The 23,519-nt window shown below is 74.5% G+C and carries 19 protein-coding genes; 10 read left to right on the forward strand and 9 right to left on the reverse strand.

All coding sequences use genetic code 11. From position 1 onward, the window contains the following. The first annotated feature begins 511 nt into the window (after nucleotides 1-511). Together Tsedi_RS11475 and Tsedi_RS11480 are read left to right on the forward strand one after the other, a co-directional pair. A complete protein-coding gene (locus tag Tsedi_RS11475) occupies nucleotides 512-1,156 on the forward strand; it encodes a LysE family translocator (RefSeq protein WP_143896741.1) in 645 nt (214 codons plus the stop codon). A 62-nt stretch (nucleotides 1,157-1,218) separates the two neighbouring features. Then, a complete protein-coding gene (locus tag Tsedi_RS11480; RefSeq protein ID WP_143896743.1) occupies nucleotides 1,219-1,887 on the forward strand; it encodes a histidine phosphatase family protein in 669 nt (222 codons plus the stop codon). Nucleotides 1,888-1,913: 26 nt separating this feature from the next. On the opposite strand, the gene Tsedi_RS11485 is transcribed toward Tsedi_RS11480, so the two are convergent. Then, the gene (locus Tsedi_RS11485; protein WP_143896745.1) at nucleotides 1,914-2,762 is read right to left on the reverse strand and encodes a creatininase family protein; all 849 of its coding nucleotides are present in this window, start codon (nucleotides 2,760-2,762) and stop codon (nucleotides 1,914-1,916) included. A 46-nt stretch (nucleotides 2,763-2,808) separates the two neighbouring features. Next, nucleotides 2,809-4,059 carry an SAM-dependent methyltransferase gene (locus Tsedi_RS11490; RefSeq protein ID WP_143896747.1) on the reverse strand — a complete coding sequence of 417 codons (1,251 nt, stop codon included), beginning with the start codon at nucleotides 4,057-4,059 and terminating at the stop codon, nucleotides 2,809-2,811. 182 nt (nucleotides 4,060-4,241) lie between these two features. Between Tsedi_RS11490 and Tsedi_RS11495 the strand changes: the two genes are divergently transcribed. The 3 genes from Tsedi_RS11495 (at nucleotide 4,242) to priA (ending at nucleotide 9,964) form a co-directional block, all read left to right on the forward strand. Next, the gene (locus tag Tsedi_RS11495) at nucleotides 4,242-6,434 is read left to right on the forward strand and encodes a protein-disulfide reductase DsbD family protein (RefSeq protein WP_246099266.1); all 2,193 of its coding nucleotides are present in this window, start codon (nucleotides 4,242-4,244) and stop codon (nucleotides 6,432-6,434) included. Between the two features lie 34 nt (nucleotides 6,435-6,468). Next, entirely contained in the window at nucleotides 6,469-7,584 is a 1,116-nt protein-coding gene (gene hemE, locus Tsedi_RS11500; RefSeq protein WP_143896749.1) for a uroporphyrinogen decarboxylase, read from the forward strand. 337 nt (nucleotides 7,585-7,921) lie between these two features. Continuing rightward, nucleotides 7,922-9,964: a replication restart helicase PriA gene (gene priA, locus Tsedi_RS11505; RefSeq protein WP_143896779.1), complete on the forward strand. Its 2,043-nt coding sequence runs from the start codon at nucleotides 7,922-7,924 to the stop codon at nucleotides 9,962-9,964. 16 nt (nucleotides 9,965-9,980) lie between these two features. On the opposite strand, the gene Tsedi_RS11510 is transcribed toward priA, so the two are convergent. Together Tsedi_RS11510 and Tsedi_RS11515 are read right to left on the reverse strand one after the other, a co-directional pair. Next, nucleotides 9,981-11,633 carry an acetolactate synthase large subunit gene (locus Tsedi_RS11510; protein WP_143896751.1) on the reverse strand — a complete coding sequence of 551 codons (1,653 nt, stop codon included), beginning with the start codon at nucleotides 11,631-11,633 and terminating at the stop codon, nucleotides 9,981-9,983. Nucleotides 11,634-11,680: 47 nt separating this feature from the next. Further along, nucleotides 11,681-12,643 (reverse strand): AEC family transporter, encoded by a 963-nt coding sequence (locus Tsedi_RS11515; RefSeq protein WP_425472764.1) that lies wholly within the window; start codon nucleotides 12,641-12,643, stop codon nucleotides 11,681-11,683. Nucleotides 12,644-12,739: 96 nt separating this feature from the next. Here Tsedi_RS11515 and Tsedi_RS11520 point away from each other — a divergent pair, with 96 nt between their 5' ends. From Tsedi_RS11520 to Tsedi_RS11530, 3 genes are all read left to right on the forward strand, one after another. Continuing rightward, nucleotides 12,740-14,791, forward strand: coding sequence for an ATP-dependent helicase (locus Tsedi_RS11520; protein ID WP_143896753.1), 2,052 nt, complete (start codon nucleotides 12,740-12,742; stop codon nucleotides 14,789-14,791). Nucleotides 14,792-14,911: 120 nt separating this feature from the next. Further along, nucleotides 14,912-15,397 carry a putative pterin-binding protein gene (locus Tsedi_RS11525; RefSeq protein WP_246099267.1) on the forward strand — a complete coding sequence of 162 codons (486 nt, stop codon included), beginning with the start codon at nucleotides 14,912-14,914 and terminating at the stop codon, nucleotides 15,395-15,397. Beyond that, entirely contained in the window at nucleotides 15,394-17,349 is a 1,956-nt protein-coding gene (locus Tsedi_RS11530) for an ATP-binding protein (protein ID WP_143896757.1), read from the forward strand. The genes Tsedi_RS11525 and Tsedi_RS11530 overlap by 4 nt, the downstream gene beginning before the upstream one ends. On the opposite strand, the gene Tsedi_RS11535 is transcribed toward Tsedi_RS11530, so the two are convergent. Genes Tsedi_RS11535 through def form a run of 4 tightly spaced genes read right to left on the reverse strand, consistent with a single transcriptional unit; the run spans nucleotide 17,300 to nucleotide 20,023 of the window. Next, nucleotides 17,300-17,635, reverse strand: a complete 336-nt coding sequence (locus Tsedi_RS11535; protein WP_143896759.1) for an AzlD domain-containing protein — start codon at nucleotides 17,633-17,635, stop codon at nucleotides 17,300-17,302. The two genes, Tsedi_RS11530 and Tsedi_RS11535, sit on opposite strands and share 50 nt — an antisense overlap. After that, the gene (locus Tsedi_RS11540; protein WP_143896761.1) at nucleotides 17,632-18,408 is read right to left on the reverse strand and encodes an AzlC family ABC transporter permease; all 777 of its coding nucleotides are present in this window, start codon (nucleotides 18,406-18,408) and stop codon (nucleotides 17,632-17,634) included. The genes Tsedi_RS11535 and Tsedi_RS11540 overlap by 4 nt, the downstream gene beginning before the upstream one ends. A 32-nt stretch (nucleotides 18,409-18,440) precedes the next feature. Continuing rightward, nucleotides 18,441-19,409, reverse strand: a complete 969-nt coding sequence (gene fmt / locus Tsedi_RS11545; RefSeq protein WP_143896782.1) for a methionyl-tRNA formyltransferase — start codon at nucleotides 19,407-19,409, stop codon at nucleotides 18,441-18,443. Between the two features lie 26 nt (nucleotides 19,410-19,435). Then, nucleotides 19,436-20,023, reverse strand: a complete 588-nt coding sequence (gene def / locus Tsedi_RS11550) for a peptide deformylase (RefSeq protein WP_143896763.1) — start codon at nucleotides 20,021-20,023, stop codon at nucleotides 19,436-19,438. Between the two features lie 110 nt (nucleotides 20,024-20,133). On the opposite strand from def, the gene Tsedi_RS11555 reads away from it, so the two are divergent. Then, entirely contained in the window at nucleotides 20,134-21,354 is a 1,221-nt protein-coding gene (locus Tsedi_RS11555) for a LysM peptidoglycan-binding domain-containing protein (RefSeq protein ID WP_246099268.1), read from the forward strand. Nucleotides 21,355-21,360: 6 nt separating this feature from the next. Beyond that, a complete protein-coding gene (gene dprA, locus Tsedi_RS11560; RefSeq protein ID WP_143896767.1) occupies nucleotides 21,361-22,482 on the forward strand; it encodes a DNA-processing protein DprA in 1,122 nt (373 codons plus the stop codon). A 64-nt stretch (nucleotides 22,483-22,546) separates the two neighbouring features. Here dprA and secF read toward each other — a convergent pair whose 3' ends face one another. Continuing rightward, nucleotides 22,547-23,500: a protein translocase subunit SecF gene (gene secF / locus Tsedi_RS11565; protein ID WP_143896769.1), complete on the reverse strand. Its 954-nt coding sequence runs from the start codon at nucleotides 23,498-23,500 to the stop codon at nucleotides 22,547-22,549. Between the last annotated feature and the right edge of the window lie 19 nt (nucleotides 23,501-23,519).

A 23,519-nucleotide genomic window follows, 5' to 3' on the forward strand; every position in this document is an offset into this window, starting at 1 on the left:
ACCCAACAGGCAGTCCCCGCAAACCCACCACAGAGCACAGACCACGGCTCGCACCGCGCCTGCCCACGCTTATCGGCTGTTGCTTGTTAACGATCCTCTCAAACAAACCCTGCCGCGATCAGCAGAGTCTCGTATTATGACACAGTTTTGACGGCTTTGACAAGATGCCTTCGGCCGGCCGCGCCTGTGTCGCCCCGGATCACAGCCGCCACCTCGGCAGCGGCGGCGTCTCGGGAGCCCGAGACTATAGCACGATTTCGGTCGGTTGGATCATCTTCGACCACGCCGGCGAACCCGAGGTCCGCGGCGCCCGTGGCGCGCCGGGGCAGCGGGCTCGGGCGGCGAGCGCGTCAGGCCGCACGCAAGGGACCGGCGCCGCCCGCGGCGGCCGCCGTGCTACGCTGGCGGGCATGGACGGGGCACGCGATCGAGGCAGGCGCTTCCCGCGCACGATGCGCGGAACCGCGGCGCGGGGGACTGGGCACGGCGGCGCCCCGCGGGGAGGGCGGCGGTGACGACAGCAGAGTGGGTGGCGCTGCTGACGCTGGCCACCGCGACGAGCTTCACGCCAGGGCCGAACACGACGCTGTCGACGGCGCTGGCGGCCAACGGCGGCCTGCGGCGCGCGTTGCCGTTCGTGCTGGCGGTGCCGGTGGGCTGGGCGCTGCTGCTGGCGCTGTGCGCGGCCGGGGTCGGCGCGGCGGTGCTGGCCGCACCCGCCCTGCGGCAGGGCATCCTGTGGGGCGGGGTGGCGTACCTGCTGTGGCTGGCGTGGCGCCTGGCCCGGCCGGCGGGGCCGGGGACGGGCGGGCGCACGCTGCACCTGTCGTTTGCGCGCGGCGTGGCGCTGCAGTTCCTCAATCTGAAGGCGTGGATGCTGGCGCTGGCCGTGGTGGCCGGCTGGATCGCCGGGCAGCCGCAAGCGTGGCTACGCTTCTGGCTGGTGCTGCCGGTCATGGTCTTCTACGCACTGACCAGCAACCTGACCTATGCGCTGGTGGGCGCGGCGTTGCGTCACTGGCTGGAGGGGCCGGTCGTCGACGGGCGCGCGAGCCGGCGGCGCCTGCGCGCCTTCAACGGGGCGATGGGGTTGGCGCTGGCGCTGACCGCGGGCTGGCTGGCCACCTCGGCTCCTGGTCTGGGCGCGGCGCCGTGAGGGCGCGCCCGGCCGTCACCGCGGCGACGGCGGCGGGCCGGCGCGACCCGGACAATGGGCGCATGGGAACCGTGTACTTGGTGCGCCACGCACAGGCCAGCTTCGGCGACGACGACTACGACCGCCTGAGCCCGCTGGGCTGGCGGCAGGCGCAGCGGCTGGGCGAGTACCTGCGCGCGCACGGGGTGAGGGTGGAGCGGGTCTGCACCGGCACACTGAGGCGCCACCGCGAGACGTGGGAGGCGCTGCGTGCCGGCTGGGGCGTGGCGCTGGAGGCGCAGGCGCTGACGGCGCTGGACGAGTACGACAGCGCGGCGTTGCTGGAGGCGCTGCATGCCCCGCCGGCGGGCGACCCGACCACGCCGGAGGGCTACCGCGCGCACTTCCGGCTCCTGCGCGATGCGCTGCGCGGCTGGATGGATGGGGTGATCTCGCCGCGCGGCATGCCGACGTACGAGGCGTGGCGGCAGGCGACGGTGGCGGTGCTGGATGAGGTGCGCCGCTCGTGCCGGGGCGACGTGCTGATCGTCAGCAGCGGCGGGCCGATCGCGACGCTGGTGGGGCATCTGTTGGGAGCGCAACCGGAGACGACGATCGAACTCAACCTGCGGCTGCGCAACACGTCGGTGACGGAGGTGGCGCACACGCCGAAGCGCTGCGCGCTGGTGAGCTTCAACACGCTGCCGCATCTGAGCGAGCCGCAGCACCGCGACTGGATCACTTACGCCTGACGGCGCCGCCCTCCGGGACAACCGGTTCAGCGCGCCAGGGGGCCGGCGGCCAGGGTGTCGTCGGGCCGGACGGCGACGGCCTCGAGCAGCAGCCGCGCCAGCGAGCGCGCGGCCGCGGCCAGCACGCGCTCGCCCCAGGCGGCGTCGGCGGCGGCGGCGTCGCCGGCGGCACCCAGCGGGTTGAGGTCCTGCATCGCCCAGGCGAACTTGGCGCTGCGGCCGTTGCCGAGCAGGGCGTACGCTTGCGCGCGCGCCTCGGAGGTGGAGGCGAAGGTGCGCAGCTCGCCGCGGCGCACGCGCTGCGGCGCCAGCGCCAGCATGACGGCGGTCTCGAGCCGGCCGGCGTGTACGCCGAAGCGCTGCTCGTGCGGCGGCAGGTCGGCGAGCAGATCGTGGCCATCGGGCTCCACCAGCGGCAGCTGCCACCACGGCACGCTCCAGACCAGCAAGCCGTGCTGCGCGCGCATCGAGCGCGTGGCCACGTCCAGCAGCCCGACGTGGCCACCGTGGCCGTTGAGGATGACGAACTTGCGCACGCCGGCACGGGCCACGCCGGCGGCCACGTCGCGCAGCAGCGCCAGCGCCGTCTCCGGCGCCAGCGTCAGCGTGCCGGGGAAGGCCGCGTGCTCCGGACTCAGGCCCACCGCCAGCGTCGGCAGCGCGAGCAGCGGGGCGTCGGCAGGCAGGTGCGCGGCGGCGCGCACCAGCAGCGCCTCGACGATGGCGGTGTCCACATCCAGCGGCAGGTGCGGGCCGTGCTGCTCGGTGGCGCCCAGCGGCAGCACCGCCACCGTGCGCGCCGGATCGAGCGCGGCGAAGTCAGGCCAGGCGAGATCGGCCCAGCGGCGCAGGCCGGACGAGGCGGCGGACGTCATGGGCGCATCGTAGCGCAGCCGCGCGTGCCCGCAGCCGGCCCGGTGCTCAGCCGCCCGGCGCGGCTTCGTAGATCCAGCGGCGCGACCACGGCAGCTCCTGTGCGCTGCGGCCGGCCGGGCGGCACAGCACCTGGAAGAGCGCGATCTGGTCGTGCTCGAACGCCCAGGCGCAGCCGGCCAGATAGACGCGCCAGATGCGCCAGATGCGCTCCGGCACCATGGCGCGCAGGCGCTCGCGCTTGGCCTCGAAGGTGGCGCTCCAGCACTGCAGCGTGCGCGCGTAGTGGCGGCGCAGGTTCTCGACGTCGAACGGCTCGAGTCCCCCTTCCTGCATGGTGCGCAGCACGGTGGCGATGTGCGGCAGCTCGCCGTGCGGGAAGACGTACTTGTCGATGAAGCGCCCGCCGCCGTAGGGCGTCTCGCCATCGCCGGGATCGGTGGTGGTGATGCCGTGGTTCATCGCCCAGCCGTCCGGCGCCAGCCGCGCGCGGATGATGCGGAAGTAGTCCGCCAGGTGCTTGAGCCCCACGTGCTCGAACATGCCGACGCTGGTGATGCGGTCGAACGTGCCCTCCACGTCGCGGTAGTCCTGCAGGCGGATCTCGATGCGGTCCGCCAGGCCCGCGGCGGCGACGCGCTCGCGCGCCAGCTCGTACTGCGCCTGCGACAGCGTGATGCCGACGCAGCGCGCGCCGAAGCGCTGCGCCGCGCGCAGCACCAGCGCCCCCCAGCCGCAGCCGATGTCCAGCAGCGTCTGGCCGGGCTGCAAACGGATCTTGGTCAGGATGTGGTCGATCTTCTTGGTCTGCGCGGTGGCCAGGTCCTCGTCGCCGCGCTCGAAGTAGGCGCACGAGTACACCATCGCCGGATCGAGCCACTCGGCGTAGAAGGCGTTGGAGACGTCGTAGTGGTACTGGATGGCCTCACGGTCGAGCTTGCGGCTGTGCGTCAGCCCCTTGACGACGCGCTGCAGCAGCGAGGGTTGGGACGTTTCGCCCTCGGCGGCACGGCGCACCAGCGTGTGCGCCATCGCCAGCACGTCGTCGATGTCACCGTCGACGTCGATGCGGCCCTCGACGTAGGCCTCGCCCAGGCTGTCGAGCGAGGGGTCGAGCAGCGCGGTCAGCGCCGCGGCGTCGCGCACCGTGATGACGACGCGCGGGGCGTCGAACGTGCCCAGGTCCCAGCAGCGCGCCGGCTCGCCGCCGCCCACCCCCCAGCAGACGCGCAACGGCAGGTCGACCTGCTGGCGCCAGCGCTGCACCCAACCGTCGATGGCCTTGTCGATCGAAGGCATGCGTCGTCCTCCACGTCCACACCGACCGTGCGGGATTGTTGGCCAGCGCGCGCGGCTTGTGAAGCCTGCGCGCGACGATGGCCGGGATCGATTTTGGCTATCGGGGGCGATGGCGGACAATCGGTTCCTTCCCCGGGAACCCCCCGGGGATGCGACGGTTCCATGGATGCACGATGAGGACGATGCACGATACGATGCGGCGCGCGGCGCGCGCGCTGGCGACGGGGCTGGTGGCGGCCCTGCTGCCGCTGTGGGTGGCGGCGCAGGGGGGGCTGGCGGGCCTGCCCGGGGTCGGCGCCGCGGCGGGCGCGCCGGGTGAGCGCGCCCGCACCGAGTACGCGCAGGTGCAGCTGCTGGCGCACGCGCCGCAGGGCGTGGCGGCCGGGCGGCCGTTGTGGCTGGGGCTGCGCATTGAGCATGCCCCCGAGTGGCACACCTATTGGCACAACCCGGGCGACTCGGGCCTGCCGATCGAGCTGAACTGGACGCTGCCCGAGGGCGTGCAGGCCGGCGCGATCCAGTGGCCGACGCCGCGCAAGTTTCCGCTCGGGGATCTGGCCAACTACGGCTACGACGGTACCGTGCTGCTGCCGGTGCCGGTGACGCTGCCGGCCGGCTGGCAGGGCGCGAGCCTGCCGGTGCAGCTGCACGCGACCTGGCTGATCTGCCGCCGCGAATGCGTGCCGGAGGAGGCCACGCTGCGGCTGGAGCTGCCCGCGGGCGTGCCGATCGCGCAGCACGCCGCCGAATTCGAGGCCGCGTGGGCCGCCGCGCCGCGCGCGCTGCCGCAGGCGCGCGCCGAGCTGCGCGTGGACGAGGCCGGCCTGCACGTGCACGCCCGCGGCCTGCCGGCGGACTGGCACGGGCGGGCGCTGGAGTTCTTTCCCGAGACGGCCAACCTGATCGCCCCCGGTGCGCCGTGGACGCAGGGCTGGGACGGCGAGACTTGGCGCGCGACGCTGCCGTTCAACCCCTACCGCAGCGAGACGGCGGCACGGCTGGCCTTCGTGCTGGCGCGCGCCGAGGCCGATCACGGCCCGGCGGCCGCCGGCGTGCGGCTGGAGGCCGACGTGCAGGGCACGTGGCCGGCGGTGGCGCTGCCGGACGCGCCGCCGGCCCCCGCACCGGCTCCGACAGTCGCGGCGGGCGCCGGCGGGCCGACGACGCTGGGCCTGACGCTGGCGCTGCTCGGGGCGCTGGCAGGCGGCATGATCCTGAACCTGATGCCGTGCGTCTTTCCGGTGCTGGCGATCAAGGTGATGGCGTTTCAGGCGCACGGGGCGGATGCGCGCGCGCACCGGCTGGGGGGCCTGGCCTACACGGCGGGCGTGATGCTGTCGTTCCTGGCGCTGGGCGGGCTGCTGCTGGCGCTGCGCAGCGCCGGCGAGGCGGTGGGCTGGGGCTTTCAGCTGCAGAACCCATGGGTGGTGGCGGGGCTGACGGTGCTGTTCACCTTCATCGCGCTGAACCTGGCGGGCCTGTTCGAGCTGCGCCAGCTGGCGCCGTCGGGGCTGGCCGGGCTGCAGCTGCGCCATCCGCTGGCCGATGCCTTCCTGACCGGGGTGCTGGCCACCGCGGTGGCCTCGCCGTGCACGGCGCCGTTCATGGGCGCGTCGCTGGGGCTGGCGGTGACGCTGCCGGCCCCGGCGGCGCTGGCGGTGTTCGGCGCGCTGGGGCTGGGCATGGCGCTGCCGTACCTGGCGGCGAGCTGGTGGCCGGGGCTGGCGCGGCGGCTGCCGCGCCCCGGGCCGTGGATGGAGACGTTCCGCCAGGCGATGGCGTTTCCGATGCTGGCGGCGGCGGTCTGGCTGCTGTGGGTGCTGGGGCAGCAAAGCGGCATCCACGGCGCGGCGGCGCTGCTGTTGCTGCTGCTGGCGCTGGCCTGGGTGCTGTGGGCGCTGGGGCGGCGCGCGCGCACGCTGGCGGCGCTGGGGGTGCTGGCGCTGCTGGCGCTGGGCTGGAGCGTCGGGCCGGCGGTGGTGCGCGACGCGGACGGCGCCGCCCCCGCCGCGCAGGCCAGCCCCGCCGACGGCGCGTGGGCGCCGTGGTCGGCGGCGCGCCAGGCCGAGCTGCTGGCCGCCGGGCGGCCGGTGTTCGTCGACTTCACCGCCGCCTGGTGCGTGACCTGTCAGGTCAACAAGGCCGCGGTGCTGCGCGACGCGGCGGTGCTGCGCGACGCCGAGGAGGCCGGCATCGCGCTGCTGCGCGCCGACTGGACGCGGCGCGATGCGGCCATCACGCAGGAGCTGGCCCGGCTCGGGCGCAGCGGCGTGCCGGTGTACGTGCTGCACGTGCCGGGGCGGCCGCCGCAGGTGCTGACCGAGGTGCTCAGCGTGGCGGAGGTGCGCGCGGCGTTCCAGGCGGCGCGGCGATAATGCGCCGCGATCCGCACCACCCGAGCGAACCCCGATGTCCTTTGCCCCGCTGACCAACGACACCTTCCTGCGCGCCTGCCTCGGCCAGGCCACCGAGCACACGCCGATCTGGCTGATGCGCCAGGCCGGCCGCTACCTGCCCGAGTACTGCGCGACGCGCGCGCGCGCCGGCAGCTTCATGGGACTGGCCACCCACGTCGACTTCGCCACCGAGGTGACGCTGCAGCCGCTGCAGCGCTACGCGCTGGATGCGGCGATCCTGTTTTCCGACATCCTGACCGTGCCGGACGCGATGGGCCTGGGGCTGCGCTTCGAGGCCGGCGAGGGGCCGAAGTTCGAGCGCACCGTGCGCAACGAGGCCGACGTGGCGGCGCTGGCGGTGCCGGACATGGAGCGGCTGCGCTACGTGTTCGACGCGGTGACGTCGATCCGGCGGGCGCTGGCGGGGCGCGTGCCGCTGATCGGCTTTTCCGGCAGCCCGTGGACGCTGGCGTGCTACATGGTGGAGGGTGGCGGCTCGGACGACTACCGCCACGTCAAGAGCCTGATGTACCGCCGCCCGGACCTGATGCACCGGCTGCTCGCGGTCAACGCCGACGCGGTGGCGGCGTATCTGACCGAGCAGATCCGCGCCGGCGCGCAGGCGGTGATGGTGTTCGACAGCTGGGGCGGGGTGCTGGCCGACGGGATGTTCCAGCGCTTCAGCCTGGCCTACACGCAGCGCGTGCTGGCGCAGCTGCCGCGCACGCACGACGGCGCCACCATCCCGCGCATCGTCTTCACCAAGGGCGGCGCGCCGTGGCTGGCCGAGATGGCGGCGCTGGACTGCGACGTGCTGGGCGTGGACTGGACGGTGCACCTGGGCCGCGCGCGCGCGCTGGTGGGCGGGTTGCCGGGCGGGCCGGGCAAGGCGCTGCAGGGCAACCTGGATCCGGCGGTGCTGCTCTCGAGCCCCGAGGCGGTGGCCGAGCAGGCGGTGGCGGTGCTGGAGGCGTTCGGTGCCCCGCACACCGACCCGACCCGCCGCGGGCCGACGCACATCTTCAACCTCGGCCACGGCATCAGCCAGCACACGCCGCCGGAGCATGTGCAGGCGCTCGTGGAGACCGTGCACGCGCACTCGCGGCGCATGCGCCAGCGCGGTGCGTGACGCTCGCCTCCGGTGCAACGCGATCGGCCTGTTGTGCACAGCGATGCACCGTCCGGGCGCATCGTCATCCCGCCGGCCGGCGGCAGGACAAACCTCCCGGACACCGATACAAGTGCTTGATTTGCAAGGATTTTTGCGATTGCCATCTTTTTCGGCAGTCTGATGGAACCCTTGCGCGGCAAGGGTTTGCACGCGCGATCCGCAGCCGTTCCACAACGTTATCCACAACTTTGCGGGACAACCCGCCGGCTTCCTGACCGTGCCCGAGTCGCCCTGCCCCTCGCCCCGCGAGCCGTCCGCCGCCGGCGGCGGCGTGGTGCTGACGGTCGTCGTGCCGATGCCGGCGCATGGCGGGCTGGATGCGCGGCTGAGCTACCGCCACCCCCATCCGCTGCCCAGCGGCACGCTGGTGCGCGTGCCGCTGGGACGGCGCACGGTGCTCGGCGTGGTTTGGCCCGAGGCGCCCGACGGCGAGGCGCCGGCGCGGGAGGCGCTGCGCCCGGTGCAGGAGGTGCTGACCGCGCTGCCGCCGCTGCCCGACGAATGGTGCGCGCTGGTGGCGTTTGCCGCCCGCTACTATCAGCGCAGCCTCGGCGAGGTGGCGCTGGCGGCACTGCCGCCGGCGCTGCGCGCGCTCGACGCCGCGGGGTTGCAACGGCGGCTGGCGCGGCGAGCCGACATGACGCCGGCGGCGCCCACCGCGCCCGCCCCGTCGCCGACGCCCGACCAGCAGGCCGCGGTGCAGGCCGTCGCCGAGGCCGACCGGCCGGTGCTGCTGTTCGGCGCCACCGGCAGCGGCAAGACCGAGGTCTACCTGCAGGCCGCCGCGCAGGTGCTGGCGCGCGACGCCCGGGCCCAGGTGCTGATGCTGGTGCCGGAGATCAACCTGACGCCGCAGCTGGAAGCGCGCGTGCGCGAGCGCTTCGGTGCCGCGGTGGTGACGCTGCACTCCGGCCTCACACCCGCGCAGCGGCTGCGCCACTGGCTGGCGGCGCATCTGGGCCAGGCGCGCGTGGTGCTGGGCACGCGCACCGCGGTGTGGACCAGCCTGCCGCGGCTGCGGCTGATCGTCGTCGACGAGGAGCACGACCCCAGTTACAAGAGCCAGGAGGGCGCACGCTACTCGGCACGCGATCTGGCCGTCTACCGCGCCCACCTGCTGGCGGCGCAGGGCTGCCGCGTGGTACTCGGCTCGGCCACGCCGGCGCTGGAGAGCTGGCACGCCGCGCTGCAGGGGCGCTACCGGCTCGTGGAGCTGTCCGATCGTATCGGCGGCGCGGCGCGGCCGGCGCTGCGGCTGCTGGACATGCGCACCCAGCCGCGTGGGGCGCTGCTGGCGCCGGCGCTGCTGGAGGCGATCCAGGCCCGCGTGGCGCGCGGCGAACAGGCGCTGCTGCTGCTCAACCGCCGCGGCTACGCACCGGTGCTGGCGTGCCCCGACTGCGGCTGGACCAGCGGCTGCCCGCACTGCAGCGCGTACCTGGTCTTCCACAAGGACGAGCGGCGGCTGCGTTGCCACCACTGCGGCCACGCCGCGGCGGTGCCGCGTGCCTGCCCGGACTGCGGCAACGTCGATCTGGCGCCGCTGGGTCGCGGCACGCAGCGGCTGGAGGAGCACCTGGAGCAGACCCTGGCCGGTCTGCGGCGCCCCGATGGTGCCCCGGTGCGCGTCGGCCGGCTCGACGCCGACAGCGCGCGCACCCCGCAGCAGCTGCAGGCGCTGCTCGGGCAGGTGCACCGCGGTGAGGTCGACGTGCTGGTGGGCACGCAGATGGTGGCCAAGGGGCATGACTTTCGCCGCATCACGCTGGTGGCGGCGGTCAACCCCGATGCGGCGCTGTTCGCCAGCGACTGGCGCGCACCGGAGCGGCTGTTCGCGCTGCTGCTGCAGGCCGGCGGCCGCGCCGGCCGCGACGCGACGTTCATGGCCGCGCAGGGCAGCCGCGCCGAGCTGTGGGTGCAGACGGCCTACCCGCAGCACCCGCTGTTTGCGGCGCTGGCGCGGCACGACTACCCGGGCTTTGCCGCCCAGCAGTTGGAGGAACGCCGCGCCGCCGGCATGCCGCCGTTTGCGCATCAGGCGCTGCTGCGCGCCGAGGCGCGCACGCTGGAGGCGGCGCTGGCGTGGCTGCAGCTGGCCGCGCAGCAGACCGACGGCCTGCCGGGCCGCGCCCACGTGACGCTTTACGCGCCGGTGCCGATGACGATGGTGCGCGTGGCGGGGGTGGAGCGCGCGCAGCTGCTGCTGGAGTCGGCGAGCCGCCCGGCGCTGCAGGCGTTGCTGGCGGCCTGGACGCCGCGGCTGCACGCGCTGCGCCGCGCCGGGCCGGCACGCGGCCTGCTGCGCTGGGCGATCGACGTCGATCCGCTGGGCTACTGAGCAGGGGCCCGCACCATCACGGCGCCACCGCGCGCTGCACGCCACGCGCCACGGCTGCCGGCAGCGACGGCAGCAGGCCGAGCACGTAGGGCAGCAGGCGCAGCCGCACACCGCGCATCGTGCTGGGCAGGACGGCTTCGATCAGGTGCGGACCGGGTGCGGCCAAGGCGCGCGCGAGCGCCTCCTGCAGCGCCTCCGCGGTGGCGACGCGCTGGGCGGGCACGCCCATGCCCTGGGCCAAGGCGACGAAGTCCAGCGGCGGCTGGGCGAGGTCGAACTGCGCCCGCGCGCGCCGACCGTCGCCGACGGCACCGGTGCGGCGCAGCTCCAGGTTCAGGATGGCGTAGGCGCGGTTGTTGAGCACCACGGTGACCACGTGCAGACCCTCGCGCGCCATCGTCCAAAGCGCCTGCGGCGTGTACATCGCCGCGCCGTCGCCCACCAACGCCAGCACCGGTCGCCCCGGACAGGCGATGGCCGCGCCCACCGCGTTGGGCAGCCCCTGGCCGATCGCGCCACCGGTCAGCGTCAGCACGTCATGGCGCGGCGCGGTGCGCGTGAAGTGCGGCAGCAGCACGCCCGTGGTCTGGCTCTCGTCGACGAGGATGGCATCCGGGGGCAGCACGTGGGCCACGGCGCGCGCCACGCTGGCCGGGCTCAGGCGCCCGCGCGGCCGCGGCACTTGCCGCAGCGGCCACACCATCGGCGCCCGCGCGGGGGCCCGCAGGCGCTGCGCCAGCCGCTGCAGCGCATCGGCCGCGTCCTCCTGCGGGGCGGCCAGCGTGTGCACCGTGCAGCCGGGCGGCACCAGCGAGCCCGGCTTGCCCGGATAGGCGAAGAACGACACCGGCGCGCGCGCCCCGACCAGCACCAGGTGCCGCAGACCCCGCAGCTGGGTACCAGCCAGCTCGGCCAGGTAGGCCAGGCGCGGCAACGGCGGCAACCCGGCACCGCGCTCGATGCGGGCCGGAAAGGTCTCGGCCAGCAGGCGCGCGCCGCAGGCGGCGGCCACGCGCGCGGCATCCAGCTGCGCCGCGGCCCGCAGCGCCCGCCCTCCCAGCAGCAGCGCGGCCGGCTCGCCGCTGGCCAGCGCCCGCGCCACCTGCTCCAGGCGGTCGTCCTCCACCGGCATCGGCGCCAGCGGCGGCGGAGGCGGCGCCGGCTCGGCCCCCTCGCCCCACGAGACGTCGGCCGGCAGGATCAGCGTGGCCACCTGGCCGGGCGGCTGCTGCGCCGCCGCCAGCGCTTGTGCCGCCAGCTGACCCAGCTCCTGCGGGTGGCGGCAGGTGCGCCACCAGCCCGAGACGGCGCGCGCCACGGTCTCGATGTCGGACTGCAGCGGCGCGTCCAGCGGCGCATGGTGCGTGGCGTGGTCGCCGACGATGTTGAGCAGCGGCACGTGCGCGCGGCGCGCGTTGTGCAGGTTGGCCAGCCCGTTGCCCAACCCGCAGCCCAAGTGCAGCAGCGTGGCGGCGGGGCGGTCGGTCATGCGGGCGTAGCCATCCGCCGCACCGGTGGCCACGCCCTCGAACAGCGTCAGCACCGCGCGCATGCGCGGCTCGGCATCCAGCGCCGCCACGAAATGCATCTCGGACGTGCCGGGGTTGGTGAAGCACACCGTCACGCCGGCGTCCACCAGCGTACGCATCAGGGCCTGGGCTCCGTTCACCGTCGATCTCCTCCACACCTCCACCCGCGCCGGCGGTGGCCGAACGCTCAACCTGGCCGCAACCACGCGACCGCGGCGGCGAAGGTCACGAACGCCAGCGCCGTCGAGACCAGGATGATGCGGGCGATGCGGCCGTTGTCGGCGCCCATGCGCTCGGCCAGCAGCGACACGTTGCTGGCGCTGGGCAGCGCGGCGGCCACCACCAGCACCGTCAGCGTCGGTGCCGTCAGCGGCGCGCCGAGCTGCGCCAGCGCCGCACCCAGCAGCAGCACCAGCAGCGGGTGCAGCAGCAGCTTGGCCAGCGCCAGCGGTACGTAGTCGCGCCACGGCATCGGGTGGTCGGCCTGCAGCTGGGAGCGCGCCAGCACCGCGCCGATGGTGAACAGCGCCACGGGGCTGGCGGCGTCGGCCAGCAGCGCCACCGTCTTGTCCAGCGGCGCCGGCAGCGCCAGCTGCCAGGCCGAGGCCAGCGCCCCGGCGCCGATCGCCCACGGCATCGGGTTGCGCAGCACGCCCGCGAGCGCCTGCTTCAGCGCCGCGCGCGCCCCACCCTCGCCGGCGTCCAGCCGCGACAGCGCCAGGCACAGCGAGGTCGTCACCACCATGTCCACGACGATGACGACGATGACGGTGCCGACCGCCTGCGGCCCCAGCAACGCCGCGATCAGCGGCACGCCCATGAAGCCGGTGTTCGGAAACGCCGTCACCAGCGCGCCGAACGCGGCGTCGTTCCAGCCGATGCGGCCGCCCAGCGTCATGGCGACGGCCAGCGCCACCAGCAGCAGCCCGGCCAGCAGCCACGTGCCGGCCACGGTGGCATCCAGCAGCTGCGCGATCGGCGTGGAGGCGCCGAAGCGGTACAGCATCGCCGGCAGCGCGAAGAACAGCACGAAGCCGTTGAGGCCGGGAATGGCCGCCAGCGGCAGCCAGCCGCGCCGCGCCGCCACGTAGCCGGCGGCCACCAGCGCGAAGAACGGCAGCGTGACGAGGAGGATGGCGCCCAGGGTCATGGCGCCGCATCGTAACCGCGGCGATGCGCCGGCGCTGTCACCTCGCGCGCCCTCATCCGCCGTTATCATCGCGCCCCGCCCTGTCCGCGAGCACCGATGCACGACACGCTCAACCCCGCCCAGCTGGAGGCCGTGCACCACCTGCACGGCCCCTCGCTCGTGCTGGCCGGGGCCGGCTCGGGCAAGACGCGCGTCATCACGCACAAGATCGCGCGCCTGATCCAGGCGGGGCTGGCGCCGGAGCGCATCGCCGCCATCACCTTCACCAACAAGGCCGCCGCCGAGATGCGTGAGCGCGCGCGCACGCTGGTCGGCAAGGCCGCGCAGGGCGTGCTGCTGTGCACCTTCCACGCGCTGGGCGTGCGCATCCTGCGCGAGGACGGCGCGGCGCTGGGCCTCAAACCCCAGTTCTCGATCCTGGACACCGACGACATCGTCGGCCTGCTGAAGGACTGCGGCGGCACCACCGACGCCACCACCGCGCGCCACTGGCAGTGGCGCATCAGTCAGTGGAAGGGGGCGGGGCTGACGCCCGAGCAGGCGCTGGCGCAGGCGCGCGACGAGGCTGAAGCCCAGATCGCGCTGGTCATGGCGCGCTACCACGAGCGGCTGGCGGCCTACCAGGCGGTCGATTTCGACGACCTGATCCTGCTGCCGCTCAAGCTCCTGCGCGAGCACGAGGAGGTGCGCCAGCGCTGGCAGCAGCGCCTGGGCCACGTGCTGGTGGACGAATACCAGGACACCAGCGCCGTGCAGTACGAGCTGCTGAAGGCGCTGGTGGGGCACGGCGAGCGGCCCGACCCGCGCCTGACCTGCGTCGGCGACGACGACCAGTCGATCTACGGCTGGCGCGGCGCGACGCTGGACAACCTCAAGCGCCTGCCGCAGGACTTCCCGACGCTCAAGATCATCAAGCTGGAGCAGAACTACCGCTCCACCAACGCCATCCTGCGCGCGGCCAACGCCGTCATCGGCCCCAACCCCAAGCTGTTTCCGAAGACGCTGTGGAGCGCGCTGGGCGAGGGCGAGCCGGTGCGCGTGCTGGCCTGCGACCACGAGGAGCACGAGGCCGAGCGGGCGGTGGCGCGCATCCAGGGCCTGCGCGCGCAGGGCGCGGCCTGGCGCGACTGCGCCATCCTCTACCGCGCCAACCACCAGTCGCGCGCCTTCGAGGTGGCGCTGCGCAAGGCGCAGATCCCCTACCGCGTCTCCGGCGGCACGAGCTTCTTCGACCGCGCCGAGATCAAGGACCTGTGCGCGTGGCTGCGCCTGCTGGCCAACGAGGACGACGACCCGGCCTTCCTGCGCGCCATCACCACGCCGCGGCGCGGCATCGGCCACCAGACGCTGGCGCAGCTCGGGCAGGTGGCCGCGGGGCTCAAGCTCAGCCTGTTCGAGACGCTGTTTGCGCCGACGCTGCAGGCCACGCTGGCGCCCAAGGCGCTGGCCGCGCTGCACGAGTTCGGCCGCTTCGTCAACGAGCTGCAAGACCGCGCGCGCCACGCGGTGGGGCATGAGGCGGCGCGCGCGGTGCTGATGGCGTGGCTCACCGACATCGGCTACGAGCGCCACCTGCACGACCACGCCGACAGCCCGCAGCAGGCCACGCAGCGCTGGGCCAACGTGCTGGACTTCGTGGACTGGATGGTGCAGCGCTGCGGCGGCCAGCTCGACGACACCGGCGGCGTGGCGCTGGAGCGCACGCCGCGCCCGCTGCTGGAAGTGGCGCAGACGGTGGCGCTGATCAGCACGCTGGCCGAGCGCGAGCAGGACCAGGACGCGGTGACGCTCTCGACCCTGCACGCGGCCAAGGGGCTGGAGTGGCCGCACGTGATGCTGGTCGGCGTCAACGAGGGGCTGCTGCCGTTCAAGCCGGACGCCGACGGCGACGCGGCGCAGCTGGCTGCGCGCATCGAGGAGGAGCGGCGCCTGATGTACGTCGGCATCACGCGCGCCCAGCGCATGCTGGTGGTGAGCTGGCTCAAGGCGCGCCGCCAGGGGCGCGAGCGCGTGGCCGCGCAACCCAGCCGCTTCATCGCCGAGATGCAGCTCGACGCCGCCACCGCGCAGGAAGACCCGCGCGCGCGCCTGCGCGCGCTGCGCGAGGAGTTCGCCGCGCGCGCCGCGGCGCGCGCCCGTGCGGCCTGAGCCGTGCGCCCGATGCGGTTGTCACCCCACCGGGGCGCGCTTATCATCAGCTCGCGTATCATTTTCAATCAAGCGATCATGTTTTCAGCATTTCGCCACGCTTGGCGGCGACGCCGCGTCGTGGCCGCCCTGCTGGCGGCCGGTGCGGCGCTGGCCGCGGCCGCCAGCGGTCTGCCCGTGCCGCAGGGGCCCGTGGTGCTGACGGTGGGCGGCGCCATCACGCAGCGCAACCACGGTGCGCGGGCGGCGTTCGACCTCGCGATGCTGGAGGCGCTGCCGCAACACCGCTTCACCACGCGCACGCCGTGGGACGACGGCCCGGTGAGCTTCAGCGGCCCGCGCCTGCGCGACGTGCTGCAGGCCGCCGGCGCGCACGGTCAACGGCTGCGCGCCACCGCGCTCAACGACTACCGCGTCACCATCCCGGTGGACGACGCGCTGCGCTACGACGTCATCGTGGCCACGCGGCGCAACGACGCGCCGATGGCGGTGCGCGACAAGGGGCCGCTGTTCATCGTCTATCCGTTCGACAGCGATCCGGCGCTGCGCGACAAGCGCTTCTACGAGCGCTCGATCTGGCAGCTCAAGGCGCTGGACGTCGAATGACGCCGTCCCACGAAGCGCCGCAGACGGCCGGCGGGCACGCGCGCGAGGGACGGCGCTTTTTGCTGTGGGTGGCGCTGACCACCGCGCTGCTGGCCGCGGGACTGGCGGTGCTGCTGGCGGTGTTCCTGCGCCAGGCGCGCTCGGCCGAGGCGTCGGCGCAGCTGCAGGCCGACTCGCTGACCGCACTGGTGTTCCACCACGAACGCGAATTCCTGCGCCTGCGCGAGGAGGTCGGACTGGCCCTGCAGGGGCCGGCGCCGGACTGGGACGCCTTGGCGCTGCGGCACGAGATCTGGGCCGGGCGGGTGGCGCTGCTGCACGCCAACCCCTCGATGCGGCCGCTCGAAGGGGAGCCGGACTACGAGGATCTCCTGCCGCGGCTGCAGGCGCTGGTGCGGCAGCTCGATACGGCGCTGGCACGGCGCGAGCGCGCGCAGCTCGCGCCGGTGCTGGCGGCGCTGCGCGCGCTCGGTCCGGACGTGCAGGCGCTCAGCGTGCGCGCCAACAGCCGGCTCAGCGAGCTGGTCGACGCCCAGCTGCGCGAGGTGCGGGCGCTGCGCCAGGCGGTGGGCTGGCTGATGGCGGCGCAGGTCGGGGTGCTGCTGGCCGCCGCCGCGGCGCTGGTGCTGCGTCAGCGCCGCCAGGGTGAGGAACGGCGGCGCCTGGAGGCACTGCACGAGGCCCTGCGCCAGGCGCGTGACGCGGCCGAGGCCGCCAACCGCGCCAAGAGCCAGTTCCTGGCCAACATGAGCCACGAGCTGCGCACGCCCTTCAACGGCCTGCTGGGCATGCTGACCATGCTGGAGGACGGCCCGCTGAGCGCCGAGCAGCGCGAGCACCTGCACACCGCACGCGCTTCGGCCGAACATCTGCTGCAGCTGCTCAACGACATCCTGGACCTGTCGGCGCTGGATGCCGGTCAGATGCGCATCCAGCCCGAGCCGGTGGACCTGCCGGCGCTGGTGCGCGAGGTGCGGCGCTGGCTGGAGCCGCAGGCGCGCGCCAAGGGGCTGGCGCTGCACGTGACGATCGACGCCGAAGACGCCCCGCCGGTGCTGGCCGACCCGACACGGGTGCGCCAGATCCTGCTCAACCTGCTCGGCAACGCGGTCAAGTTCACCGAGCGCGGCGAGGTCGCGCTGACGTTGCGCGCCGAACCGCTGCCGGACGGGCGCCTGCGCTGGCGCGCCACCGTGCGCGACACCGGCATCGGCATCGATCCGGGCACGCAGGCGCGCCTGTTCCAGCGCTTCCAGCAGGCCGACCCGGGCATCCGGCGGCGCTACGGCGGCAGCGGGCTGGGGCTGGACATCGCGCGCTCGCTGGCGCGGCTGATGGAGGGCGACATCACGCTGCACAGCGTGCCCGGCGAAGGCTCGACCTTCGAGGCCACATGGGTCACCCCGGTGGCCACCGCCGAAGCCGGCCCGGGCGGCTTTGCGGTGACGCGCCCGGGGTCCTGGGGCGGCGAAGCGGCCGCCGCCCCGGCGCCGGAGGCCTCCGCCGGCGCGTCACCGGCGGCGCGCGGCGCGCGCATCCTGGTGGCGGAGGATCATCCGGTCAACCGCAAGGTGGTCGGCCTGATGCTGCAGCGGCTCGGTCACGAGGTGATCTTCGCCGAAGACGGCCTGCAGGCGGTGGCGCGGGCGGCCGAGGCCGACCTGGACCTGATCCTGATGGACGTGCACATGCCCAACCTCGACGGGCTGGAGGCCACGCGGCGCATCCGCGCGCTGCCCGGCGCGCGCGGGCGCGTGCCGGTGGTGGCGCTGACCGCCGACGTGCTGGACGAAGCGCAGGCGCAGGCGCGCGCCGCCGGCATGGACGCCTTTCTGGCCAAGCCGGTGCAGCGCGCCCAGCTGCAGGCCACGATCGAGGCCTGCCTGGCCGCGGGGCGCGGCGCTACCAGCCCAGCCCCAGCCGCAGCGGCAGGTACACCGCCATCCCCGTGACGATGGTGCCGAGCACTCCGCCGCGCGCGAAGAACCACGCCGCGCCGGCCACGGCGCCGAAGAGGCGCGCGTCCTGCCAGGTGGCGATCAGGCCGCCGTCGCGCATCACGATCTCGGGCACCACCACCGCCGCCAGCGCGGCGATCGGCGCGTACTGCAGGCCGCGCTCGGCCCAGTGCGGCAACCGCCACGGCCGATCGGACAGAAAGAAGAAGCCGCGCGTGACCACCGTCACCGCCGCCAGCGCGACAAAGGCGAGCAGCCGCCAGGGATCGAGTTCGCTCACCGGGCGGCTCCATGCGGGGCAATGGGGGCGCCGCGCAGCCAGCGCGGCCCGTGCGCCTCGGCGATCAGGCAGATCAGCACCGCGGCGGCGATCGCCACCACGATGTTGAGCTTGAGGGGCAGTGCCCAGGCCGTCACCGCGGCGCTGCCGGCCACCAGCGCCGACAGCACGCGCAGGCGCGAGGTGGCCAGCGAACAGGCCACCCCGACCAGCGCCAGCGTGCCGGCAAACCCCAGCCCCCACGCGGTCGGGATGGCGTGGGCCAGCGCGATGCCGGCCAGGCTGGCCGCGTTCCAGGCCAGGTAGTTGAGCCCGCAGCTGCCGGCCAGGTAGGCCTCCTGCGCCTGGCGCTCCTCGGCGTTTCGCCCCGGATGGGGGTAGCGCTTGGCGAAAAACACGTAGGAGAGGTCGCCGGTCAGGTAACCGGTCAGCAGCCGCTGCCCGCGCGGCAGGTGCGCCAGGTAAGGCCGCAGGTGCGCGGAGAACACGACGAAGCGCAGGTTGACGCAGAACGCCGCGGCCAGCACCACCCACAGCGGTGCGCCGGCCACCAGCAGCGGCACCGCGGTCAGCTGCGCGCTGCCGGCGTAGACCAGCAGCGTCATCAGCACCGCCTCCAGTGAGCTGAGCCCACCCTTGACCATCGCCACGCCGGTCATCAGGCCCCAGGCGGCGATGCCGGTGGCCGCGCCGGCCAGCTCCCGCGCCCCCAGCCGGAAGGCCGGGTGACGGCGCAGCGCCGCCGACAGGAAGGAGGTGTGCCAGAACGCCATCGGAACATCCGCCAGGGGCAGCCGGCGCGCGCTCAGGCCGGCGCCGTGAGCGCAAGCCCGGGCCGCAGCGGCACGCCGCGCAGGAAGGCGTCCACCGGCAGGCGCCGCCCGCCGGCGCGCTGCAGCTCGGTCAGCACCAGCACCCCGTCGCCGGTGGCCACGTGCACGCCCCCAGGCCCGGCGGCCAGCACGGTGCCGGGTGCTTCAACAGCGCCCTGGGGGGACGGCGCCGCGTGCGCACGCCACACCTTCAGCGGCGCCCCCTCGAGCCACGCCCACGCGCCGGGCACGGGGTCGAAGGCGCGCACGCGGCGCGCCAGCACGGCGGCTGGCTGCGTGAAGTCCAGCCGCGCCTCGGCCTTGTCGATCTTGGCCGCGTACGTCACGCCCTCGGTGGGCTGCGGTCGCGCCGGCAACGGCCCCCGCTCGGCCTGCGCCAGCGCCTGCACGATCAGGCGCGCCCCCAGCGCCGCCAGCCGGTCGTGCAGCATGCCGGCGCTGTCCTCGGGGCCGATCGGCAACGGCGCGGCCAGCGCGATCGGGCCGGTGTCCAGGCCCTCGTCCATCTGCATGATCGTGATGCCGGTCTCGGCATCACCGGCCTCGATGGCGCGCTGGATCGGCGCCGCACCGCGCCAGCGCGGCAGCAGCGAGGCGTGAATGTTGAGGCAGCCCAGCCGCGGCAGCGCCAGCACCCAGGGGGGCAGGATCAGGCCGTAGGCCGCCACCACCAGCACGTCCGCACGGGCGGCCTGCAGCGCCGCCTGCGCCGCCGCGGCATCCTCGGGGTACCGGCCGTCCAGCCGCAGCCCGCGCGGCTGCGCCAGCGCCCAGCCGTGCGCCAGCGCCAGTTGCTTGACCGGCGAGGGCTGCGGCCGCAGGCCGCGGCCGGCCGGACGGTCCGGCTGCGTCAGCACCAGCACGGGCGGCCAGCCGGCCTCGGCGATGGCCTGCAGGGCCGTGGCCGCGAACGCCGGCGTGCCGGCGAACGCCACGCGCAGGTCGCGCGCGGCCGCCTGCGCCGACGTCAAGGCTGCGCCTCCGCCACCACCGCGTGGCGCGCCCGGCGCGGCGCCGCGCCTGCGCCGCCCTGCCGCGCCGCCTCGCGCTCGGCCTTGAGCAGCTTGCTGCGGATGCGCTCGCGCTTCAGCGGCGAGAGGTACTCGACGAACACCTTGCCCTGCAGGTGATCCATCTCGTGCTGGATGCACACCGCCAGCAGCCCCTCGGCCTCGATCACGCGGCTGGCGCCATGCTCATCGAGCGCGCGCACGCGCACCGCCACCGAGCGCTCCACGCCGTCGTAGATGCCGGGCACCGACAGGCAGCCTTCGTCGCCCTTGCGCTTCTCGGGGCTGGCCCACTCGAGCTCGGGGTTGATCAGGACCAGCGGCTGGTTGCGATCCTCGCTGACGTCGATGACGACGATGCGTTCATGGATGTCGACCTGCGTGGCGGCCAGCCCGACGCCGTTGGCGGCGTACATCGTGGCGAACATGCGGCGCACGATCTCGCGCACGCGGTCGTCGACCTGCGCCACGGGACGCGCGACCTTGTGCAGGCGCGGGTCGGGGTAGCGCAGGATGGGATAGGGTTGCGCGGCGGGGGTGTTCATCGTTGTCGCGATTTTGCCTATTTTCGGGCGGCAGGGCCACCGGCGGCCCCAGGTTGGCATTGCCAGAAGTGGGGGCAACCCGCACAATGGCAAGGGAGGATCGATCATCCATGAACACGACGCGACGTCCACGGGTGCGGCCGCAGCGGGCCGGGGCACTGGCGCTGGCCGCCGCGCTGGCGGCCTGGGCAGGCGGGCAGGCGGCGGGGCAGACCTTCCCGAACTACCCGATCACGCCGCAGCAGCGCAGCACCGCGCAGCAGGTGGCACAGGCCGGGGTGCCGCTGTCGGAGCTGGCCCCGGACGCGCCGGAGCGCTACACCGTCAAGCGCGGCGACACGCTGTGGGCGATCGCCGGGCTGTACCTGAAGAAGCCCTGGCGCTGGCCCGAGCTGTGGGGCATGAACCTGCAGCAGATCCGCAACCCGCACCTGATCTACCCGGGGCAGGTGCTGGTGCTGACGCGCATCGGCGACCGCGCCGTGCTGCAGGTGGCCGACGGTGAGCCGCCGACCGTCAGGCTGTCACCGCGCGTGCGCACCGAGCCGTTGCCGGCGGCGATCCCGGCGCTGCCGCCGGGCGTCATCGAGCCTTACCTGGCCGAGGTCACGGTGGTGGAGCCGACCGCGCACGAGCAGGCGCCGCGCATCGTCGCCGGGCCGGAGCGGCGCGTGCTGCTGGCACGTGGCGACCGCGCCTACGCGCGCGGCCACAGCGGTGCCGGGGCCACCCTGCGCGGCGAGGGGCTGGAGCTCGATGGCGCCGCGGCGCGCGTGCTGGACATCTACCGCCAGGCCCATGTCCTGAAGGACCCCGAGGACGGCACGGTGCTCGGCTACGAGGCGCACCGCATCGGGCAGGCCGTGCTGGTGCGCGGCGAACGCCAGGACGCCGACCCGGACGGCCAGGCGCGGCCGGTGCCGGCGACGGTCGACATCGTGCAGGCGCGCGAGGAGGTGCGGCTGGGGGATCGCCTGCTGCCGGCGCGCCCGCTGGCGCGCGGGCCCTACGTCCCGCACGCGCCGGGTGAACCGGTACAGGGTCGGGTCGTCAAGGTGCACGGCGATGCGGTGCACTTCGCCGGGCAGTACCAGGTGGTCGTGCTCAACCGCGGCCGCGAACACGGCCTGGAAGACGGGCACGTGCTGGCGCTGCTGAAGGACGGCGCGCGCGTGCCCGACCCCACCGACGAGGCGCGCCCGGAGCTGCTGCTGCCTGGCGAGCGCAACGGGGTCATGATGGTCTTTCGTACCTTCGAGCGCGTGGCCTACGCGCTGGTGCTGCAGATCACCGACGGCGTCAAGGTCGGCGACCGCTTCACCAACCCCTGATCCGGCATGGCGCCGCAGGACTGGGAGGACTGGCTGCGCCTGCTGACCACCGACGGCGTCGGCACGGCCACGGCGCGGCGGCTGCTGGCGGCCTTCGGTCCGCCGGGCCAGGTGCTGGCGCAGCCGCTGGCCGAACTCAGCCGCGTGGCCGGCGAGGCGGTCGCCCGGCGTCTGCGCGAGGCGCCCGCCGGTTGGGAGACGCTGCGCGCGCAGACCGCGGCGTGGCTGGCGCAACCGGGGCATCATCTGATCGCGCTGGGCGATCCCGCCTACCCGGCGGCCCTGCTGGCCACGCCCGATCCGCCGGTGCTGCTGCACGTCGCGGGCGACCCGGCGGCCCTGGCGGCGCCGCGCGCGCTGGCCATCGTCGGCAGCCGCCACGCCACGCCGCAGGGGTTGGCCAACGCGCGCGCCTTCGCGGCCGAGCTGGCCGGGCGCGGCGTGGCGATCGTCTCGGGACTGGCCGCCGGCATCGACGGCGCCGCCCATGAAGGCGCGCTGCAGGCCGGCGGCATCACCGTGGCGGTCGTGGGCACCGGCGCCGACCGCGTCTATCCGGCGCGCCACCAGGCGCTGGCGCGGCGCCTCGTCGAAGCCGGCGGGGCCATCGTGAGCGAGCATCCGCTTGGCACGCCGCCGCTGGCGCCGAACTTCCCGCGCCGCAACCGCCTGATCGCCGGGCTGACGCAGGGCACGCTGGTGGTGGAGGCAGCGCTCGGTTCGGGGTCGCTGATCACGGCGGAGCTGGCCGCGCAGATGGGGCGCGAGGTGTTCGCGATCCCCGGCTCGATCCACGCGCCGCAGGCGCGCGGCTGCCACGCGCTGATCCGCCAGGGCGCCAAGCTGGTCGAGACGGTGGAGCACATCGAGGAGGAGCTGCGCGCCGTCTGGGGCCGGCTCGAGACCCCTGCGCCCCGGCCCGGCGCACCCGCCGCCGCGGCGGCATCGGCGGACGAGGGCGATCCGGTGCTGCGCGCGCTCGGGCACGACCCGCTCGACTTCGACGCGCTGCAGGCGCGCTGCGGCTGGGACACCGCGGCGCTGCAGGCGCACCTGCTGACGCTGGAGCTGGACGGCGTGGTGGCGCGCCTGCCCGGCGGGCGGCTGCAGCGCGTCGCACGCGCCTGAGCGCGGCCAGCCGACCCGCCGCCCCCGGAGCGCAGGCCTCCGGCGCCGGAGGCCCCGCGCGCGGTCAGACCACCGCGCCGGCGTTGGGGTCGTTCGGGTCGCCCTTGGTGGCGGGGGCCTTGACGAGATCCTCGCGCCGCACGCCGAGCCACATCGCCACGCCGGCGGCGACGAACACCGACGAGTAGATGCCGAACAGGATGCCGATGGTCAGCGCCAGCGCGAAGTAGTGCAGCGTCGGCCCGCCGAAGATCAGCATCGACAGCACCATCGCCTCGGTGGAGCCGTGCGTGATGATGGTGCGGCTCATCGTGGAGGTGATGGCGTAGTCGATCACCTCGCGCGTCGTCATCTTGCGCTGGCGGCGGAAGGTCTCGCGGATGCGGTCGAAGATGACCACCGACTCGTTGACCGAGTAGCCCAGCACCGCCAGCACCGCCGCCAGCACCGCCAGCGAAAACTCCCACTGGAAGAACGCGAAGAAGCCGAGGATGATGACCACGTCGTGCAGGTTGGCCACGATCGCCGCCACCGCGAACTTCCACTCGAAGCGCACGGCGAGGTAGAGCATGATGCCGGCGATGACGAAGGCCAGCGCCAGCAGGCCGTTTTCCACCAGCTCGCGCCCGACCTGCGGACCGACGTACTCGGTGCGGCGCAGCTCCACCTCGGGGGTGTGCGCGCGCAGCGCCGCCAGCAGCTGCTCGCTCTGCTGGCCGGAGGACAGCCCCTCGCGCAGCGGCAGGCGCAGCAGCACGTCGCGCGCGCTGCCGAAATGCTGCACCGGCACCTCGCCGTAGCCGAGCTGCGCCACCACCGCACGCACCTGGCCGAGGTCGGCCGGCTGCGGGTACGCCACCTCCACCACCGTGCCGCCGGTGAACTCCACCGAAAGGTTGAGTCCGCGCGTGACGAGGAACACCACCGCCAGCACGAACGTGACGAGCGACACCAGGTTGAGCGCCAGCATGTGGCGCGTGAAGGGGATCGTGCGCTGCTGGAAGCGGAAGAATTCCATCGTCGCCCCTTGGGTTTCC

Source organism: Tepidimonas sediminis (assembly GCF_007556605.1).
GTDB lineage: Bacteria > Pseudomonadota > Gammaproteobacteria > Burkholderiales > Burkholderiaceae_C > Tepidimonas > Tepidimonas sediminis.